The 19,054-nt window shown below is 61.8% G+C and carries 13 protein-coding genes; 5 read left to right on the top strand and 8 right to left on the bottom strand.

Annotated features, from left to right (window positions below; translation table 11 throughout):
- Positions 1-60 precede the first annotated feature (60 nt).
- Positions 61-2,118: an amidohydrolase family protein gene (locus RM533_RS06830; protein WP_311340478.1), complete on the bottom strand. Its 2,058-nt coding sequence runs from the start codon at positions 2,116-2,118 to the stop codon at positions 61-63.
- A gap of 279 nt (positions 2,119-2,397) precedes the next feature.
- Here RM533_RS06830 and RM533_RS06825 point away from each other — a divergent pair, with 279 nt between their 5' ends.
- From RM533_RS06825 to RM533_RS06815, 3 genes are all read left to right on the top strand, one after another.
- Entirely contained in the window at positions 2,398-2,892 is a 495-nt protein-coding gene (locus tag RM533_RS06825) for a DUF427 domain-containing protein (RefSeq protein WP_311340477.1), read from the top strand.
- 4 nt (positions 2,893-2,896) lie between these two features.
- Positions 2,897-4,234: an ABC1 kinase family protein gene (locus tag RM533_RS06820; RefSeq protein WP_311340476.1), complete on the top strand. Its 1,338-nt coding sequence runs from the start codon at positions 2,897-2,899 to the stop codon at positions 4,232-4,234.
- 87 nt (positions 4,235-4,321) lie between these two features.
- Positions 4,322-4,672, top strand: coding sequence for a hypothetical protein (locus RM533_RS06815; protein ID WP_311340475.1), 351 nt, complete (start codon positions 4,322-4,324; stop codon positions 4,670-4,672).
- Positions 4,673-4,717: 45 nt separating this feature from the next.
- On the opposite strand, the gene RM533_RS06810 is transcribed toward RM533_RS06815, so the two are convergent.
- A complete protein-coding gene (locus RM533_RS06810) occupies positions 4,718-5,749 on the bottom strand; it encodes an SPL family radical SAM protein (protein ID WP_311340474.1) in 1,032 nt (343 codons plus the stop codon).
- 633 nt (positions 5,750-6,382) lie between these two features.
- Here RM533_RS06810 and RM533_RS06805 point away from each other — a divergent pair.
- A complete protein-coding gene (locus RM533_RS06805) occupies positions 6,383-7,180 on the top strand; it encodes an EAL domain-containing protein (RefSeq protein WP_311340473.1) in 798 nt (265 codons plus the stop codon).
- An 833-nt stretch (positions 7,181-8,013) separates the two neighbouring features.
- On the opposite strand, the gene RM533_RS06800 is transcribed toward RM533_RS06805, so the two are convergent.
- Entirely contained in the window at positions 8,014-9,969 is a 1,956-nt protein-coding gene (locus RM533_RS06800; RefSeq protein ID WP_311340472.1) for a flavin-containing monooxygenase, read from the bottom strand.
- A 378-nt stretch (positions 9,970-10,347) separates the two neighbouring features.
- Here RM533_RS06800 and RM533_RS06795 point away from each other — a divergent pair, with 378 nt between their 5' ends.
- A complete protein-coding gene (locus RM533_RS06795; RefSeq protein ID WP_311340471.1) occupies positions 10,348-12,738 on the top strand; it encodes a TonB-dependent receptor in 2,391 nt (796 codons plus the stop codon).
- 15 nt (positions 12,739-12,753) lie between these two features.
- On the opposite strand, the gene RM533_RS06790 is transcribed toward RM533_RS06795, so the two are convergent.
- From RM533_RS06790 to RM533_RS06770, 5 genes are read right to left on the bottom strand one after another with little or no spacing between them, the layout of a single operon-like run.
- Positions 12,754-13,608 carry a TIM barrel protein gene (locus RM533_RS06790; protein ID WP_311340470.1) on the bottom strand — a complete coding sequence of 285 codons (855 nt, stop codon included), beginning with the start codon at positions 13,606-13,608 and terminating at the stop codon, positions 12,754-12,756.
- The gene (locus RM533_RS06785) at positions 13,605-14,639 is read right to left on the bottom strand and encodes an alpha/beta fold hydrolase (RefSeq protein ID WP_311340469.1); all 1,035 of its coding nucleotides are present in this window, start codon (positions 14,637-14,639) and stop codon (positions 13,605-13,607) included. The genes RM533_RS06790 and RM533_RS06785 overlap by 4 nt, the downstream gene beginning before the upstream one ends.
- Positions 14,640-14,691: 52 nt before the next feature.
- Positions 14,692-15,750 (bottom strand): phosphotransferase family protein, encoded by a 1,059-nt coding sequence (locus RM533_RS06780; RefSeq protein WP_311340468.1) that lies wholly within the window; start codon positions 15,748-15,750, stop codon positions 14,692-14,694.
- Positions 15,751-15,758: 8 nt separating this feature from the next.
- Positions 15,759-16,964 (bottom strand): acyl-CoA dehydrogenase family protein, encoded by a 1,206-nt coding sequence (locus tag RM533_RS06775; protein ID WP_311340467.1) that lies wholly within the window; start codon positions 16,962-16,964, stop codon positions 15,759-15,761.
- Positions 16,964-19,039, bottom strand: a complete 2,076-nt coding sequence (locus RM533_RS06770; protein WP_311340466.1) for a 3-hydroxyacyl-CoA dehydrogenase NAD-binding domain-containing protein — start codon at positions 19,037-19,039, stop codon at positions 16,964-16,966. The genes RM533_RS06775 and RM533_RS06770 overlap by 1 nt, the downstream gene beginning before the upstream one ends.
- Between the last annotated feature and the right edge of the window lie 15 nt (positions 19,040-19,054).

Raw genomic sequence — 19,054 nt, 5'->3', positions numbered from 1 at the left:
CTGCCCCGGCACCAGACCAATCCCCCGCTTCGGCCAATCGGCAACAGCATCACCTGCGGCTCACAACGCCGGCATCGGTGCGGCCGGCGTGATCCTTGGCGGAGTCGTGAAGGGGCGGATGCCGATCGCGGTGTAAACCTCGTCCGGGTAATAGACGACGCCGCCCTTTACCACCATCGCGACAGATTTGATCGCCTTGATGTCCTTCACAGGATCAGCCGGCACCAGCAGGAAATCGGCAAGCTTGCCGCGCTCGATCGAACCAAGCAGCTGATCCTGACCAAGGTAGCGCGCCATGTCGAGCGTGCCGCGGGCAAGCACTTCGCCATTGCTCATGCCCAGCGTGGTGAACAGTTCCAGCTCGCGATGGAGCGTGAAGGCGCCACCTGTATCGGTGCCGGGGATCAGGAGAATGCCGCGGCGGTGCATCTCGGTCAGCGTCTCCACGATCTTGGCCTGCGCAGCGATATAAAGCGCGCGTTCCTCCGCCGTATCCGCGCCGAACAGCGCCTGCATCATCTGGCGCTGTTCAGTAGGCGGCAAATTGTCGAAATAGTCGAGCGAGCCCGGGTTGCGCACGCCATCGATCGCGGTCAGTCCGAGTTCGTGAATGCCAAGCGTCGGTTCATGCGCGACATTGTTGGCAACCATGGCATCCAGCGTCCGGGTCACCTTGGCCGAACGCACGTCAAGGTCGCGAAAACGCTGCATCGCCTTGAACCGGAACAGGGTACGCGTATCCTCTCCCGGGTTCAGCACCCAGCCCAGCATGAGCTGATTGACATGCGTGATCTCGTCGAAACCCGCCGCAATCATGGCATCGGCGTCGGAAAATGCCGGCACATGGCCGGCAACGCGCATGCCCAGGCGATGGGCTTCGGCAACCACGGCCGGCGCCCATTCCGGCTGCATCGAATTATAAAGCTTGGCCTGCCAGAAGCCGCGCGCCGCATACCAGCGGACGTGATCCATCGCTTCTTCGGCCGAGCGTGCCAGGCGGCCGTTGGCCGAACTGAACGCGCTGTCGCCTTCGATGAAGCCGCTGCGCAGCACCCGCGGACCGGCAACTTCACCCTTTTCGATCCGGCCGATCAGCTGCGTCAGCACTTCGTCGTTGTTCCCCATGTCGCGCACGGAGGTTACGCCGGCCAGCACGTTCATCAGGGCATCTTCCTGACCCAGATGCGCATGCATTTCATAAAGGCCGGGGATGAGCGAACCGCCGCCGCCGTCAATCTGCGTCTCGCCCTCGGTGGCAGCACTGCCCGCCGGCAGGATTTCTGTAATCCGGTCGCCGGCAAAGACCACGTCACGCAACGGGCTCATCACCCTTGTGTCAGGCTCGAAGACGCGCACATTGCGCACCCGCACGGGGCCTTCGTACCGATGCGCGAACTGGTTCTGCAACTGGACCAGCCGGTCCGAAGCAAGCTGCTCCGACAGATCCTGCAACGCCCTGGATGGTTCAGCGCCCAGATCCTTGCGCAGGATGATGAAGCCCGGCGACGGCAGCGCCACAAGATCGCCATTGCCGTCGAGCGTAATGTAGCTTGGGGTCGTTGCCAGCCCCGACAGTTCGTAAGTGACGAGTTCGACCGGGCCATCCGTGCCGGTTACTGTCCGCCGGTCCCGCTCTGCCAGCTGCGCCGTGCCGGCAGGCGCAATGGTCATCGTGCGGTCAGCATCGTTCAGCAAGGCCTTGGCCAGCATTGCCATATCGAACGGGGAGCCGTTCTGCGCGACGTAATAGGACGGCAGATCCGCGCCTTTCAGTGATCCCGGTCCGGCAAGATCGGTCCAGCGCAGCTCGCCTGCGGATCGTGCAAAGCTTTCCTCGACCGCATTGCCAAAAGTGGTGCGCCCCGTGATTTTCCAGTCCAGCGGCGCGCCATCGGGGTCAAGCGTGATTTCCTCCTTGATGGAAGGGCCCCGCCCGTTCTGCTTGTAATCATAATCGACGCGCGCCTTGCCATCTTCCTGGTCAACGATCAGGTGACCGATGTCGCGATCCTGCATGTAAACGCGGTATTCCGTCGTTTCTGCAAACGCCGGTGTCGTAACGGCGGAAATGGAAAGCGCCCATGCGCAAACCGTGGCACGAAGTGTAATGTTGCGCATCGAGAACCCCCGGAACAAGTCGATCAAGCTTCAGAGCCGGAGCCTAGCCGCGGCAGCATGGAAGCGAAAGCGCCTTGTGCAGCTCATTGCAGCTGAGGCGCAGTCGATCTGCGCCGGTCCCGCTGGCGCAAGGCTGGACAAGTAATGAGGCGCGCCGATCCGGCGTCAGCATCGCGACCTCCGGTGGTAATCATCGCGGTCGCACCTTATTTGCCAAACGGTCGCCCCCTGGTGGCTGGTCATCTGTCCAGACCGGACGAGGCAGTTTGAAGGATGTCGATGAAGCCCACTCCCGATCCGATCGAACCCGGCCAGATCAGCGTATGGGATCTGCCCCGACCGGCCATTGCACAGCCTTGCCCCGCGCATGTCATCATCGAACATGTCGGGCAGCGCATTGCCGACACGCACGCCAGCGTTCGCACGCTGGAGACGAGCCACCCGCCCAGCTATTACATTCCGCCTGCGGACATCGCACCCGGCGTGCTGCGGCAAGCCAGCGGCAGTTCGTTCTGCGAGTGGAAAGGCGCGGCAGTCTATTGGGACGTCGTTGTGGGCGACATCGTGCTGCCCCGGGTCGGATGGAGCTATCCCGATCCCACCGCTGCCTTTGCAATGCTGCGCGATCATGTGGCGTTCTATGCCGCGCCCTTCGACAGGTGCAGTGTCGATGGAGAAACGGTGATTGCGCAACCGGGTGGCTTCTATGGAGGCTGGATCACCAGCAAATATGCCGGGCCGTTCAAAGGCGTCCCGGGCAGCCAGGGATGGTAAAAAGATGAGCAAGGATCGCGCAGATCCGCGCCAGCGCGCAGTGCCCAGCGGACGTTTGTCGCGGTTTGGCCAGTTTGGCCGGCTGGCTGGCGGAGTGGCAGCCGGCATGGTGGCCGAAGGCGCGCGCAAGCTTGCCGATGGCGAACGGCCGCGCATGCGCGAGATGCTGCTCACTCCTGCCAATGTCGGCAAGGTCGCTGACCGCCTGTCCAATCTTCGCGGCGCAGCGATGAAGCTGGGCCAGATGGTATCGATGGACGCGGGCGACGTGCTGCCGCCCGAATTGTCCGAGATCATGGCCCGGCTGCGAGAAAATGCCCACCATATGCCCCAGGCGCAGCTGGATCAGGTGCTGGCGCGCGAATGGGGCCGGGACTGGCGTACGCAGTTTCGTCGCTTCGATCCGCGCCCGGTTGCTGCCGCATCCATCGGCCAGGTGCACCGTGCCTTGACCCGCGACGGGCGCGAGCTTGCCATCAAGGTGCAATACCCCGGCATACGTGAAAGCATCGATGCCGATGTGGACAATGTCGCCGCGTTGTTGCGGGTGTCGAACCTGCTTCCGCGTGGTCTGGAAATAGCGCCGCTGCTCGCGGAGGCCAAGCGTCAGCTGGCAGACGAAGCCGATTATCTGCGTGAAGGCGAGCAGATGACGATGTTCGGCCAATTGCTGGCCGATGATGACGCGGTCGTGGTGCCACAGCTCGACACCACGCTGACGACGCGCAACATTCTGGCGATGAGCTTTGTCGAGGGGCGGCCGATTGAAAGCCTCGAGACAGCGTCGCAGGAGCAGCGCGATGCCGCAATGCACACGCTGATCGCGCTGGTGCTGCGTGAACTGTTCCACTTCGGCGTGATGCAGACCGATCCCAACTTCGCCAATTATCGGGTGCAGCCAGAAACCGGGCGGCTTGTCCTGCTCGATTTTGGCGCAACGCGGCCGGTTGGTGAGCGCACGGCGGGCGATTATCGGCGTCTGCTGAAAGCAGGTCTGGCGCAGGACCGCGATGCCGTACGCGCAGCAGCGGTGGCCGCCGGCTTTCTTGGTGCAGAAGCGGTCGCGCGTCATCAGGAACGGATCGACCCGATGATCGACGTGATCCTGCGCGAGATGAACCATGCCGGACCGTTCGACTTCGGCGATCGCAGCTTTGTGGCAGCGTTGCGCGATCAGGGAATGGAAGTGGCAGCGGACAAGACCAGCTGGCACCTGCCTCCTGCCGACGTATTGTTTGTGCAACGCAAGATCAGCGGCACTGCGCTGCTGGCTGCGCGTCTCAGGGCCCGCGTGGACGTGCGCGCCATGGTGTTGCAGGAAATCGGACCGGAAGCCGGCTGAACCGTCGTCGTTGTGCGGGCCAATCAGCCGGCGATCGGTTGTGTGAGAACGCTCGGCGAGCAAATCGCTGGCGACGATCACTGACTAATGCCGTTGCGCCAAGATCAGCTACGCCGCAACCTAGCAGCAGCAGCAGCAGCAGCAGCAGCAGCAGCACGCGCTGTGCCGGTGATTGCCAGCGTTGGTCAGGAACGCCCTTCGCAGCCTGCATCGCGGTTTCAGGCAGGTGACCTCCAGCTCTCTGGCACGCCGCTTGCCTGCCAGTCGAGCGAGCATGGCCGCCGCCAATTCCGCGGCGCATGCGGCACCGGCCTGTTCTATCGCCATGCCGAGTTCCTTGCCCGTACCGTCGACGTGCAGTCCGGCACATGGGACGATGCATCGGCACATGCCCCCTTGCGCCCACATGATGAGGAAGGACCGGGTTGCATGGGCTGAAAACAGTGCAGCCCGGTCAAGCGCAAGCGGCCAAACCGCCGACGATCAGGTCCAGTAGAGAACGCGCGCAGCAGGCAGTGTCTGTGCGATCCGCTCCTCGAAAAAGATGCGCAGATCGCGCATCAGATTGGCGTCATACACATGTTTCTGCGTTCCGAACTTGGTGCGTTTGATCGCGCGGCCTTCCTCGCCCATGTCCAGCGCGGAGCCAGGATACCAGCTATCCAGCGTGGCCTTGGACCCGTCGGTAAACCGGTGCGTGATAAGCTCGACGGTAAGGTCAAGCTGCGCCAAACCGGCAAGCGCGACGGCTGCATCCTCGATGAGCCTGCCATAAGCTTCCTGCCAGCCCTCTGCCGCGATGATCGGCGCGATGGTAAGGCCGACGGGATAGCCTGCTTCGGCCATGGCCCGCAAGGCAGCAAGCCGGTCCGCCACCGGCGCTGTGCCGCCTTCGAACCGCGCGTAGGCAGCCGGATTGACAGAAGCCCGCATACGCGTGCGGCCACCATGATCGATGCCGAGCAGTGGCGTGACATCGGCAAATTTCGTGGTGAAGCGCAATTGCACATCCGCCTGCCACTGGCCGAACCAGGCGATCGCAGCCGAAAGCGAACCGGTGACAGGCTCTAGAACAAGCGGATCGGTGTAGCAGGAAGCTTCGTAGGTGGTGCCTTCCTGTGCGCGGGCGACACTGCGCGAGGTGACGGTACCCACGCCGGCATAATCGGGTGCCACCCCCAGAATTTCCTCCAGGTTGGCATAGGCACGGGTGATCGGCGGGCCTTTCAGGGAGCCGGCAAGATAGCAATAGCTGCAATGCGCGGGGCATCCCTGCGCAAGGTCGATCCGCCAATCCGCGCTCGGCGCAATGGGCTGGAGACGCAGCCTGGATGGCGGCGCGACGACAATTGCCAGCGTGCCCTTCGCCTCAGCGTAAGCACGGCGCTGGTCATCAGGCAAGTCAAGCTTCAGCCGATCGCCGGGCAGTTCGACGATTTCCACTCCCATTGCAGCGGCACGCTCGACCATGCGGCGACCTTGGGCAAACTCGCGTGCCGAACGGGTGATGAACACGCGGCGCGGCCGCCACGCCCGCGTAGAAGCGGACGCAGACCGAAGCTCACCCGAATTTTCAAGCCATTTTCCAGAACTGTCAGTTTTCTGCTGCACCAGGCTGCAACGGTCGAACGCGCGAGTGGTTCACGTTTCATTGCGGGCCTGCGCAATCGATTGCCTGCAAACCCGCACCGTGCGTCGTGATCCGCTGATCGAACGAGCCCCTGTCTGTCTGGCGCTTCGTGCACTGTTCCTGCGCCGTATTGCCAGGTGAACTGACGCCCGTGCTGTGCATCACCGCTTTCCATCCGGGTTGCCAGCCTTGGCTCACACCCGCAGCACGATTCTTGTTCTGTCTCGCCAGAAATGAAGTTCAAGCTGGTCGCAGCCTTGTCGCGACGCAGCGCGACCGGTTCCAAGCGCTGCCAACAAGGTGCAGATGGCTTGCATATCACCACTGCGCCTTGCGGGGCCGGGTTGGTTGGCCTGCTTTCGTGTTCGGCTTTCCCGGTATTGCCCGCCTTCTGGCATGGCTGTTCATTTATGCCGATGTCCTGTATATCGGAACAACGTGTTGATGTGTTTAGCGAATTGGAAATATTCCGGGTTCATGACGCTGGTTTCAGCAACGCAAAATTCAAGGTGAGCGAAGTGGCGCAAGTTCGGAACATCTCCTCAGGCGAGGCATCGCTTCCGCAGGTAAAAGACAGGTGCGCCGGATGCCGGGATGGCACCCAGCTTGGCTTCAGCTTCACCATGGCCTTTCAGCCTATTGTCGATCTGGCAGCGCACGCGATCTGGGGCTACGAAGCGCTGGTGCGCGGGCCGGATGGACAATCGGCGGCTTCCATCCTTGAGCAGGTCGACGAGCAATCGGTTTATGCATTCGATCAGGCTTGCCGGATCAAGGCGATCGAACTGGCCGCCCCGCTGCTGCCGCGCGATGGCAGGACAAAGCTGTCGATCAACTTCAAGCCGAACGCGGTCTACGAGCCGGCCGCCTGCATCAGGGCCACGCTGAACGCGGCGCGCAATACCCACTTCGACCGTTCGCAACTGATGTTCGAATTCACCGAGGATGAGCAGATGCGCGATGTCGCGCATGTGCGGCTTATCGTGGATGCTTACCGAAAGTTCGGCTTTACCACTGCGATCGATGACTTTGGCGCGGGGCACGCTGGCCTCACTTTGCTTGCTGATCTTGTGCCCGATGTGATCAAGCTCGACATGAGCCTGATAAGGAATATCGAAAGTTCCAGCTCGCGACAGATCATCGTGCGCAGCGTCGCGCAGATGGCAGAAGCGCTCGGCGTCGTCTGCCTTGCCGAAGGGCTGGAAACGCAAGAGGAAGTGCAAACAGTACGAGCGCTGGGGATTGACCTTTGCCAGGGGTACTTCTTTGCCCGACCGGCGATCAATGCCCTTCCTCAAGTGCACTTCGCTGTCTGAAACAGCGCCAGGATTGTCGGGGCAAGACCAGATCCGCGCCGCGCCGATGAGCCATCCGGTGTCTGTCATTGGCCGTTGCCGGCATGGTGCTTGGCCGATGACAGACACCGGAAAATGACGGGCTGATGCACTACCGGCAAGGGGCCGAGCGCATGCACAAAGTGAAAGGCTGCGTTGCAAAGACTGGCGCCTAATGTGCAGAGCAGGCGTCAGCCACGCAAGTCGCGCAGTCCCGCGCCGGCACCATGCCAGCGCGCAGACGGACCGCTCCACCTGTTGCTTCAAGCGCGCCGCGGTCTGTGAGGGGTGTTGCATTGCCCACGTGACGCAAATTGCTTCGGCGCAGTGCCCCAGAAGTTTTTGCCAGATGCAGGGCACTGGCATTGCACTGCCGCACGAAGCCAGGCCTGACTGCCCTGCCCCCATCGCGATGCACCAGCATCGCGCCCGATGAACAACCTTTGCAGACAATTGCCCGGTCAAGCCAGCCAGCAAGAGCAGACTGCGGCATGATTTCTCCACCACGCAGGCGAGGTCGCACGGCGCATGCCGCCGCGTCCACGCTGAACCATCACCTGCCTTATCATCGGGCCGGTGGGGAAGTTCAGGGCCGCAGCAGTCCTGCGTCACGGCTTGAAAATCAGTGCATCGCTGGTGGCTAGAATGGCGCAAGTTCACCGCGAAACAGGGGATCGCCTCTGCCCGTTGGGCAAGAAAATTGATGGTGAGGCCACGCATCTCCGGCGCTCAACAAACGTGCGCCGCCGTGACAATGTCTGGCTCTACCGCGCGCAGGTGTTGCGGTCTTTTGCACCACACCTGCACCACGCGATTTAGTCAAAGACAAAGTCCGCCGGGTCTGGCTTGCGAGTCATTTTCCAGTAGTCGATGATCCGGAACGGGAGGTTGGCTGTCACGCGTCCCTCGCTGTTCTTGTACCAGTTTTCAACCCCGCTGAACCCCCAGGCGGTGCCGGCGTTCACCTCGTCCACGCGATCGTTGTATCTGTCGTGCACGTCCTGGCGGCAAGCCATGCTGTCATGGCCGCTTTCCAGCAACATGCGGATGCACCGCAACGCATAATTGACCTGTGATTCTGCGTTATGCGCGATGCTGCCGGCGACCACCAGGTTCGTGTTGGGCCCATAAATGCAAAACAGGTTCGGGAAATTCGGAATGGTGATGCCAAGATAAGCGCGGCCATTGTTGTCCGACCATTGTTCGTTGAGCACGATACCGTCGCGCCCTTCGACATGCATCGGGAACAGGAACCGGTCGGCGTGAAACCCGGTGGCGCAGGCGATCGCATCGACCTCGTGCAACTGGCCATCGGCGGTGCGCACGCCATTTTCCACGATCTCCACGATGCCGCTGGTCACCAGTTCCACATTGGGCTGCTGCAGGGCAGTCAGGTAGGTGCCATTGTCCTGCAAGATGCGTTTCCCGAACGGCGGATAATCCGGCAGGATCTTTTCCAGCAGATCGGGCGAGCGGACCTGCGATTCCATCCAGGCTGTCAGTTGGCGGCGCAATTCCTCGTTCGACGCGCTGACCGAACCCGGCTTGTTCCAGTCAGGATCGACCAGTGTCTTGTCGTACACGCCTTCGGTCGCGACATGGAACAGCCAGAACCGGTACCATTTGCTGTAGAACGGCAGCTTGTGCAGCGCCCAGCTTTGCCCCTTGCCGACCGGCGTATGATAGGCAGGGTTGGGGAACATCCATACCGGGGAACGCTGGAACACGGTCAGGTGCGACGCGCATTGCGCCATTTCCGGGATGATCTGGAACGCGCTTGCACCCGAACCGATGACCGCCATGCGCTTGCCGGCGGGGTCGAAGCCATCGGGCCATTGCGCGGAATGGAACACCGCGCCCGTGAAGCTGTCGAGACCCTTGATTTCAGGCATCTTGGGCCGATTAAGCTGACCGACCGCGCTGATGACCGCCTTTGCCTTCAACGTCTCGCGCTGGCCGTCCGTGCCGACAATGTCGACCTGCCAGATACCGCCATCTTCATGGTAGATCGCCTGGCTTACCTCGGTGTTGAAGCGGATGTGCTGCTTGACCCCGTATTCCTCGGCCGACTGGTCAAAATACTGACGGATCTCGTCGGCGAGCGGATAATATGATGTCCACTGGTGGTTGGGCCGGAACGAATAGCTGTAGCTGTGTCCCGAAACATCGACGCGACAACCGGGGTATTTGTTTTCGAACCAGGTGCCGCCGATGCCGGGGTTCTTCTCGATGATCGTGTAGGGGATGCCCATTTCATCAAGACGGATCGCGGCCAGCACGCCGCCCAGTCCGGCGCCGATGATGATTACCGGAAACTCCTTTGCGGCCGCTTTCAGCGCGTCGGTGTCAAGCTCCACTGCGCGGCGGTCGACGCCGTCGAGCGCGACCTCCTCGCTGATGAACTCAAGATAATCCTCTTTGACATTCCCGCCCGACATGAAGCGGAGCAGTTCCTGCGTGACCTGCGTGCTGAGCTGCGGTAATTTCCCATCGCCGGAACGAAAACCGGCGATTGCCTGCATCAGTTCGTCGTGGATCATCTGCGCTTCTGCAGGGGTATAGCCGCCCTCCATCAGGTCCTGCCCACTTTCGGCGCTTTCCACGACATTGACGAGGCGTGGCGGGTGCAAGCGGGACAGGATGGAAGTCTCACCTGTAAGATGCACCACACAAGCGATCAACGGCGGCAGGCTGAGTTCAGGCAGGAACGCCCTGATAACTTCCTCGGGTTCGGTCATCATCTGCGTGAAGGGTTCGAAATGTCCCGCCATGTGATCTGCTCCTGCTCCTGCCGCAGCGACGCGCAAAATGGGCCGCGCTTCAGCATGCCAACCGTTTGCGCAGCATGATCCGCACGCGTCAAGCAAGCTGGAACAGAATACCTGCCGGCGGTGCCCCCGCCGTGTCGCAATCTTCAGCGGGGCTGCGCCGTCCGAACAGCCTGCCTCGTGGGGTACGGCAGCCTGCCAGAGCCATGGAACAGCCGGATGAGCGTGAAAGCAGCATGAACATGGCTGATCCTGACCATGTCTGCTGAAACAGAGCATCTCACCTGCAAGATTACTCCAGTGGATCTGTTCACAAGCTTGTTGTCACGGCCGCGATAATGACGCATGAATGTTGCGGATTCGGGATGAGGGAAGAATATTATGGGCCGACTTCGGCAGCGGCGTCACGCTTCGGCAGTGCTGAGTGGCAGCATGTCGGCGCTCGTTCTTGTTGCAGCTTTCACGCAAGGCGCCGTGGCTCAGGAGGTCACAGCGCAGCAGCAGATGCCTTCCGCAGCCGACACGCCGCTCGCAGCGCCTGTTCAGCAAGGTGGCGTGGAGGAAATCGTGGTGACGGCGCAGCGGCGTGCCGAAAACCTCCAGCAAACGCCGATTGCCATCACTGCAATTACGGCTGACGCGCTGCAACGGCAAGGCATTACCGATTTGAAGGGCGTCGTGCAGGCGTCGCCCAGCCTGTATTTCGCGCCTTATCCCAGTTCTTCGACGACCCTGGTGCTGTTCATGCGCGGACAGGGCATTGGCGACCCCAACATCATCACCAAGGATGGCGGAGTCGGCCTCTATGTCGACGGCATCTACCAGTCGCGTCCGCAGGCGGCCACGTTCGACCTTGCCGATGTGGAACGGGTGGAGGTGCTGCGCGGCCCGCAAGGGACGCTTTACGGCCGCAACACCACCGGCGGCGCGGTGAACATCATCACGCAGAAACCGACCGGCGAGATGGAAGTCGACGGGCTGCTTTCGCTCGGCAATTACGATTACAAGCGGGCGCTGGTGAATGTGGATTTGCCACGGGCCGGCAATCTGATGGTGAAGCTGACCGGCTTGTTCAGCAATCGCGATGGCTGGGCGAAAAATGCCGAGGATACCGCTGGCGTTCCTGATGCCAATGATTTTCAGAGCGACCGCAAATATGCCGGGCGCGCGGCAGTCCGGTGGGAGCCCGATCCCGATGTGACGGTCGATTATTCCGTCGATTACAGCAACCAACGAACCACGCCGCCGCGCTATGTGACGCAGAATGCCTTCGCGCCAGTGCTGTTCGCGGGCTACGATTCGGATCCGGAGCGGACCTACCGACCGGTCTACCTGCCCTACAGCTATGTAAAATCAAAAGGCGTGAACCTCATTGCAGAGTGGCAGCCGAACGACGACCTGACGCTGCGATCGCTCAGTTCCTTCCGTGACATAGATGTCAATACGCGGCAGGATTACGTCGAGGCCCTGCTCACGCCGTTCTGGGCCTTCGATGACGTGCAGTCGCAGACCTACACACAGGAATTCCAGGCGGTCGGCGATTTCAATTCTTTCGAGTATGTGGTCGGCATCTACTACTTCAACGAAGATGCGAGCCATCGGCTGCAAGCCGATATCGGAACGGGCGCCGCCGGGCAGCAGGTTCAGACAGACCGTCTGACGAATGCGAGTTCAATCTCCAAGGCTTTGTACGGACAGATTACCTGGACGCCCGACTTCACGCGCGACATGCTCGACATCACAGTCGGCGGACGGCTTACCCGGGATGAACGCGATGCAGACCGGGTGCGCGCTTCCAATCTCTTTCTCGGGGACGTCTCACCGCTTGTTGCACGCCGCTTCAACGGGGCGGGAACAATCATCCCGCTCAGCTACGTGGTCGGCGAGACGAGCGTCAAGAACACGAGGTTCAATCCATCGGGTGTGCTGAACTTCCGGCCCAGCCGCGACCTGACGATTTACGGCAAAGTGGTAACCGGCTACAAGGCAGGGGGCTCGAACGAAGCCTCGCCGACTTTCACGCGAACCGTTGGTCCCGAAACCGTCACCAGCTATGAAGTGGGCGTCAAGAGCGACCTTCTCGACCGCCGCCTGCGCGTCAATGTCGCCGCGTTCATCGCCAAATACAAGGATCTGCAACTCGACATTTCCGCCGATCCTGTTGATCTGTCGCTTGCCGACACCTTCAATGTGGGACGGGCAACGGTCAAGGGCATCGAGGCCGACATCACCGCTGTACCAATCGACAATGTCACGCTGCAGGCAAGCTATGCCTACACCACCTCCAAGATCACCGATGTTGCCGCACCTGCCGGCTCCATCTTCGATCCGGTCATCAATCCCGCATCGCCGGTGAACGTGGGCGATGACATTTCCGGCTATTTCGTCCTGCCGTTCACGCCCGATCACAGCGTGCGGCTGTCGGGCGACTGGACAATCTTTGAAACGGGCAACGGCGCGCTTGCCGCACATGCGGATTACACGTGGAAGGACAAGGTCTACACGACCGCGGGCGCGGGACCATCGGTGCCGATGGGCCGGGATGCACCGGTGAACGACAGCTACGGGCTGCTCGATGCGCGACTGTCCTACAGTTTCGATGTTGCCGGCGACAGGACCGTATCGGTCGCGGCATGGGGCAAGAACATCCTCGACAACCGGTATCCCGGCTTCGTGATCGGCGCCGGATCCATCATCGAAGGCTATCCCAACCAGGCGATATCCTACGGCGATCCCGCCACTTACGGCATCGACGTCGCCTTCACCTTCTGACCGGCGGTACGAGATTCAAAGCGCAGTGTCGACGCTGCGCAGGGTCTCGAGCATCTGCCGTTCGCCTGCCAGTCCTGCGCCCTTGGCCTCGAGTTCGATCTCGTAAAGCCCGGCGTATCCCGAAGCACAGATTGCTCGCAGCAAGGGGGTCCAGACAATCAAACCTGCGCCGACGTCGATCCGCCCGGGTTCAGCGCCTGCCGGAACATCGGCAAGCTGCACCGCGGCGACCAGATCGTGCACCTTTTGAAAAGTGGCAAGCAGATCATGCCCGTTCAGCGCCAGGTGACCCACGTCGAACATCAGCTTTACCGCCGGATGATCGGCCGTTCGAACAAGCGCGATGGCATCGTCGAAAGTTTCGACCAGCATCGCCGGCAGCCAGCGCGGTGACGTCATCTCTACACAGCACACAACGCCTGCTGCCGCTGCAAGATCGCCAGCCCGGCGAAGATTGTCCGCCATCGCGGCAAGCTGACGCTGGCGATCCAGTTTGGCATCAAATCCCGTTACACAGGTCAGGATGCTGCCGCCGATCCGCCGGGCAGTTTCAAACGACCGGTCGAGTTGCGCCATCAGCGCAGCGCGGCTGTCTGCGTCCGGCGCGCTCCACCGCGGCAAGTGCCAGCCACGTGGATCATGAACAAAAGAGCCCATTCTCAACCCCCGCCGCGCCGCGTGCTGCGCAACCCTTGTCTGTTCCTGAGCGGGGCGCAGGGCTGCATAATTGTCCTGCACCCCGGTAAAGCCCAAGTCGGCGATGAAGTCGATCTGATCGAAAGGTTCTGTTGAGCGGGCAGAATGGCGAAACAGCGGCAGCGCCGGTCCGCGCATGCCGAGATGCGCGGCGTAAGGCAGGGTCCAGCTCAATGGTCGCGCAGAAAAGCAAGGAAAGCACGGTTGAAAGCAGCAGGCTGTTCCTGCTGGATGAAATGGCCCGCATCGGCAATCTGCACTACGTCCTTCAGCCCCGGTACCCGCCGTTCCATGCGTTCGCGCCAGTCGGGAAAGAAGCCGAACGAAGGGTCCTTTGCGCCGTGGATGAACAGCGTCGGCACGTGAACGTCATGGTCGGCCCAAGCCCGGCCGATCTCCCAGTTGATGTCGGCAGTGCGGTAGGAGTTCAGCCCGCCGATGGTGCGTTTTGACACATCGGGATCCATGTATCCTTCGACGAACTTGGCAAATTCATCCCGGCTGAGCCAGGCCCAGGGCAGATCGGGCGCCGGCGGGAGAGCATCGAGATAACCGCTTCCAGCAGATGGCACATCGAGCCAGTTCCAGAGGTTTCCTTGTGCAGACAAAGCGAAGAAGTCCCGCTTCAGGAATTCGGCAAGATTGTCGCCCAACTCGCGATCGGCAGGACCGATGGGCTGAAAATAATGGAAGTGCAGGAAATGCCGTTCGGCCATGGCGGCAAAGCGCGCGGACGGCGGGTGGTCGGGCGATGCCATGACTGGCTGCGGTGCCGTACCGGGCGGCAGAGTGGGTGCCGCCCCCAGCATGGCACGTCCGGCAAGGTCATAATCATAGGGAATGGTGGTCACCAGCGCACGGACCCGATGAGGCGCGCGCACGGCAAGATTCCAGGCGTATTGCGCGCCGAAATCCTGCCCCACGACAAAGGCGGTCTGCGCCCCGAAATGATCGAGAATGGCCAGCAGATAACGCTGCATGCAATCCGAAGCGTAAAGCCGCGGGTCGGCGGGACGGTCGCTCTTGCCGTAGCCGAGCGAGTCGACAGCCACTGCCTTGAACCCTGCTTGTGCCAAGGGCGCCATCTGGTGCCGCCATGACCAGGCCAGTCCCGGAAACCCGTGGATCATCAGGACCACCGGCCCCTCGCCCGCGACAACTGCGTTGATCGATACCCCGCCTGCTTCGATCCGTTCCTCGCGCATTGGCGCTCTCCTCAAAGATCCTTACCCGCAAACGCCTGGCTCTGCGTCAGCTTCATGGTGCCAGCACCGCGTCATGCTCGCCGCTGGCGATGCGCCAACCCAGCGTTGCGATCTGCCTTGCCCTGACGCCGTGTACCGCCGCGACATCGCTCGAGGCGTTGCCGTCCAAGGCCCGGCGGAATACGCCTTGCCTTATCGCCGCATTGCGAAAGGCAGCAAACGCCAGCGCAAAGGACCAGACCGCAGGTGGAGGCTCACGCATGTCCATCGCATGCCAGTACTGCTGTATGTAAGCTGCCTCATCGGGTATGCCCAAACTTGCACGATCAACGTCGGCAAGACCCCGGTAATCTTCGTGAGGCAACCGCCAGGCGAGCACATGCTGCGCAAGGTCGGCAAGCGGATCGCCAAGCGTGGCAAGTTCCCAGTCGATCACCGCCTCGATCGAAGGTGCGTCGCTTGCAAAGATGATGTTGTCATTGCGGTAATCACCATGAACGATGCAGCTGTGCATGCGACCCGGATTGTTTGCCTGCAACCATGCGACAAGGTGCTCCATTTCGGCAATGTGCTGCGTTTCGCACGCCCGGTGCTGCCGCGACCAGCGGCTTACCTGCCGCGCGATATAATCGCCCTGCCTTCCGAAATCGCTCAGCCCCAGCGCTGCAGGATCGAGCATGTGGAGCGCGGCGAGCACGCGGATCATTTCCCTGTATATGCCGCCGCGTTCCCCTCGCGTCAGTCCGGGCAGCGCTGGATCCCAGAAATTGCGCCCTGCGACATGCTCCATTACGAAAAATGGCGTGCCGATCACCGATGCATCCTCGCACAGGGCCAGGGGACGTGCGACCGGAACGGACGTGCCCGCCAGAACGTGCGTGATGCGAAATTCCCGTTCGACGGCATGGGCCGACGGCAGGAGCGTGCCCGGCGGCTTCTTGCGCAAAACGAAACGCACCGCTCCATCCACCCGGATGGCGTAGGTCGGGTTGGATTGTCCGCCTGCAAACTTTTCCAGCTCGATCGCGCCGGCCGCATCGGGTACAAAGGCGTGCAGCCAGTTGCGCAATCTCACGATGTCGAGCCGGTGCGGGGCGGCAGCATCATCCATGCGCGCGATCAACCATGACGCGCCAGCTCCATCCGGCCAAGCTGGTGGCGATGCACTTCGTCGGGACCGTCCGCAAACCGGATCTTGCGTGCATTGGCGTAGTGCTTGGCAAGCACGAAATCCTGTCCGATCCCGGCCGCGCCATGAGCCTGCATCGCCCAGTCGATCACCTGGCAAGCCATATTGGGAGCCGCCACTTTGATCATCGCGATTTCGGCGCGTGCTTCCTTGTTGCCGACCTGATCCATGCGGTGCGCTGCCTGCAGGGTCAGCAGGCGGGCCTGGTCGATCATGATGCGCGAATTGGCGATCCGCTCGATGATGACGCCCTGTTCTGCCAGCGGCTTACCGAATGCGACGCGGGTTTTCACACGGCTGCACATGTCTTCGAGCGCGCGTTCGGCCATGCCGATCACCCGCATGCAATGGTGAATGCGGCCAGGCCCGAGCCGCGCCTGCGCGATTTCGAACCCCCGCCCCTCACCCAGCAGCAGGTTTGTCGCCGGCACCCGCACATTGTCGAACACGATTTCCATATGACCATGCGGCGCATCGTCATACCCGAACACGGTCATGGGGCGCACGACGGTGATCCCCGGCGTATCGCGCGGGATCAGGATCATCGATTGCTGCTTGTGCCGGTCGGCGGCAGGATCGGTCTTGCCCATGAAGATGAGGAGCGCGCAATCGGGTTCGCCAACGCCCGAAATCCACCATTTGCGCCCGTTGATGACGTAATCGTCGCCATCGCGCACGATGGAACTCTCGATATTGGTGGCATCGCACGATGCAACCGCCGGCTCGGTCATCGCAAAGGCGGAGCGGATCTTGCCATCCAGCAACGGTTGCAGCCAGCGGCGCTTGTGTTCCTCGGTGCCGAATCGTTCCAGCGTTTCCATGTTGCCGGTATCGGGCGCGGCGCAATTGAACACGGTGGAGGAAAAATGAACCCGGCCCATTTCCTCGCACAAGGGCGCGTATTCAAGGTTCGACAGCCCGGCACCGCGATCGCTGTGCGGCAGGAACAGGTTCCACAACCCTGCCGCTTTCGCCTTTGTCTTGAGTTCCTCTACCAGCGGCACCCGGGTCCAGCGACCGCCTTCGTCGACCTGCCGGTGATACAGCGCTTCGTTGGGGTAGATATGTTCCTGCATGAAGCTGCGCAGCCGTGCCAGCAAAGCGGCCGTACGTTCATTGTGATCGAAACCGGGCATCAGCTGTAGAACCCCTTGTCCTGCGCTGCACGCTCCACCAGCAGCGGTGCCGGTGTCCAATATTGCGCGCCTTGTTCGGCAGCGAAGCGCTCGATGGTGGCCAGCACTGTTTGAAGCCCGCGCTGGTCGGCCCAGAACATCGGACCGCCGGTAAACGCGGGAAAGCCGATACCGTTGATCATTGCCACGTCAATCTCGTGCGGCCGTGGCACGATGCCCTCGCCCAGCAGCCTGGCGCCTTCATTCACCATCGCCAGGATGAGCCGCTCGACAATTTCCTGCCGGTCGATGTCACGCAAGGGAATTGCATGGCGCGCGGCATGGGCCACGATCATCGCACGGGTATAAGGATCGTCGCTGGCCTTGCGTTTGTCGTCGTAAGCGTACCAGCCAGCACCGGTCTTTTGGCCCAGGCGTCCTGCAGCGACCATTTGCTCGGGAAAATCGGCGCGCAATTCGCGTTCGGTCATCGTGGAGCGTCTTGCCTTGCGCGCGGCTGCCTGCACATCCAGCCCGGCAAGGTCGCCCAGCGCGAGCGGACCCATCGGGAAGCCGAATTCGGTCATCGCTTCGTCAATTGCCTGCGGCGTTGCGCCTTCCTCGATAAGGAAAAACCCTTCACGCGATCTTTTGGCCAGCATCCGGTTGACGATGAAACCGTCGCAGGCCCCCGAAAGAACCGGCAGCTTACCGATTTTCCGGCCGAACGCCATGATCGTTGCCACCACGTCGGGTGCTGTTCGTTGCGTGCGCACATTCTCAAGCAGTCGCATGACATGTGCGGGGTTGAAGAAATGCATGCCGGCAACTTCGGCAGGCCGGCCAGAGGCATCGGCCAGCATCGCAAGGTCGAGGAAAGACGTGTTGCTGGCGAGGATCGTTCCTGAACGTGCCATGCGACCCAGTTCCTGAAAAACGTCGGCCTTTATGTCAGGGTCCTCTGTCACGGCCTCGATCACCAGCTGCGCTGCGTCCAGCGTTGCCATGTCGGCCGACCATGTGACCCGTGCCATCTGCTCGTCCATGGCGTGTTGCGTGAGGCTTCCTCTGGCGACCGACTTCGACCACATTGTGCCGACCGCCTTTTGCGCGGCTGCCACTTGCGCCTCGTTCTGCGCCACGGCAACAACGGGTATGCCCGCTGCGGCGATGGCCATGACGATCCCGCGCCCCATCGTGCCGAGCCCCACAACCCCGGCTGTATCGATGCGGCGCGGCGCAATGTCTGCCCCAAGGCCGGGAACATGCGCGACCATGCGCTCGGCTGCGTGCACATGGCGCAGCGCCCTGGCCTGCGGTCCCGCCACTGCCACCTTGCCCATCGCATGCTCGCGATCCAGCGCGTCGGCAAAATCGGTTTCGTAACCGAGACACAGGGCGTCAAGCGCGATCAGCGGCGCTTCATGTCCACGCATCCTGCGTCCCAGAAACTTGCGTGCGGCAGAAAACAGCGCAGGATCGTCAGCCGGCATGGGCAAGTCTCCGGCACTGCGCGGCCCAGCGTCCTGATCCAGAAGCATATTGGCAAAGTCGCGGGCAGCCCGGGCAAGATCACCGCGCGCGATCTCGTCAATGAGCCCTGCTGCCTTCGCCGCGCCTGCATCGATCTTTTCGCCTTGCGCCACCAACCTGATGGCGAGGTCGAGCCCGGCCAGCCGCGGCGTCCGCTGCGTGCCGCCATTTGCAGGAATGCGGCCCTGCTTCACCTCCGGAAAGCCGAAGACCGCCCCCTCATCCGCGATGCGGTAATGCGCGCTCAGCGCCAGTTCCAATCCTGCCCCCAGCACCTTGCCATGCACCACTGCGACAATGGGCTTGCCGATCCGGTCCATCGCGCTGAACACTTCGCCGACCCGCGGCTGGGCCTTGCCAAACGCGTCCACATCCGCATCACCAACAAATGATCGTCCCAAACACCGGATAATCAGCGCTTCTGCCTGCATGTCCTTGTCGAACGTCCGCAGCGCTTCGGCCAGGCTGCCGCTGATCTGCTGCACGTTTGCACCTGCCGCGCTGTTGTCGATCAGCGCCTCGGCAATATTGCCATCGCGCCTGTATGTTACTTGCCTTTTCAATACACTCTCCGGCAG

The sequence above is a fragment of the Croceicoccus esteveae genome, assembly GCF_031846435.1.
Taxonomy (GTDB): Bacteria; Pseudomonadota; Alphaproteobacteria; order Sphingomonadales; family Sphingomonadaceae; genus Croceicoccus; species Croceicoccus esteveae.
This window is presented reverse-complemented; position numbering and strand designations above follow the sequence as displayed.

What these genes read in the sequence shown, in the direction of transcription:
- RM533_RS06830 (WP_311340478.1), bottom strand. Translation starts at nt 2,118, where the DNA reads ATGCGCAACATTACACTTCGTGCCACGGTTTGCGCATGGGCGCTTTCC.
- RM533_RS06825 (WP_311340477.1), top strand. Translation starts at nt 2,398, where the DNA reads ATGAAGCCCACTCCCGATCCGATCGAACCCGGCCAGATCAGCGTATGG.
- RM533_RS06820 (WP_311340476.1), top strand. Translation starts at nt 2,897, where the DNA reads ATGAGCAAGGATCGCGCAGATCCGCGCCAGCGCGCAGTGCCCAGCGGA.
- RM533_RS06815 (WP_311340475.1), top strand. Translation starts at nt 4,322, where the DNA reads ATGCCGTTGCGCCAAGATCAGCTACGCCGCAACCTAGCAGCAGCAGCA.
- RM533_RS06800 (WP_311340472.1), bottom strand. Translation starts at nt 9,969, where the DNA reads ATGGCGGGACATTTCGAACCCTTCACGCAGATGATGACCGAACCCGAG.
- RM533_RS06795 (WP_311340471.1), top strand. Translation starts at nt 10,348, where the DNA reads ATGGGCCGACTTCGGCAGCGGCGTCACGCTTCGGCAGTGCTGAGTGGC.
- RM533_RS06785 (WP_311340469.1), bottom strand. Translation starts at nt 14,639, where the DNA reads ATGCGCGAGGAACGGATCGAAGCAGGCGGGGTATCGATCAACGCAGTT.
- RM533_RS06780 (WP_311340468.1), bottom strand. Translation starts at nt 15,750, where the DNA reads ATGGATGATGCTGCCGCCCCGCACCGGCTCGACATCGTGAGATTGCGC.
- RM533_RS06775 (WP_311340467.1), bottom strand. Translation starts at nt 16,964, where the DNA reads ATGCCCGGTTTCGATCACAATGAACGTACGGCCGCTTTGCTGGCACGG.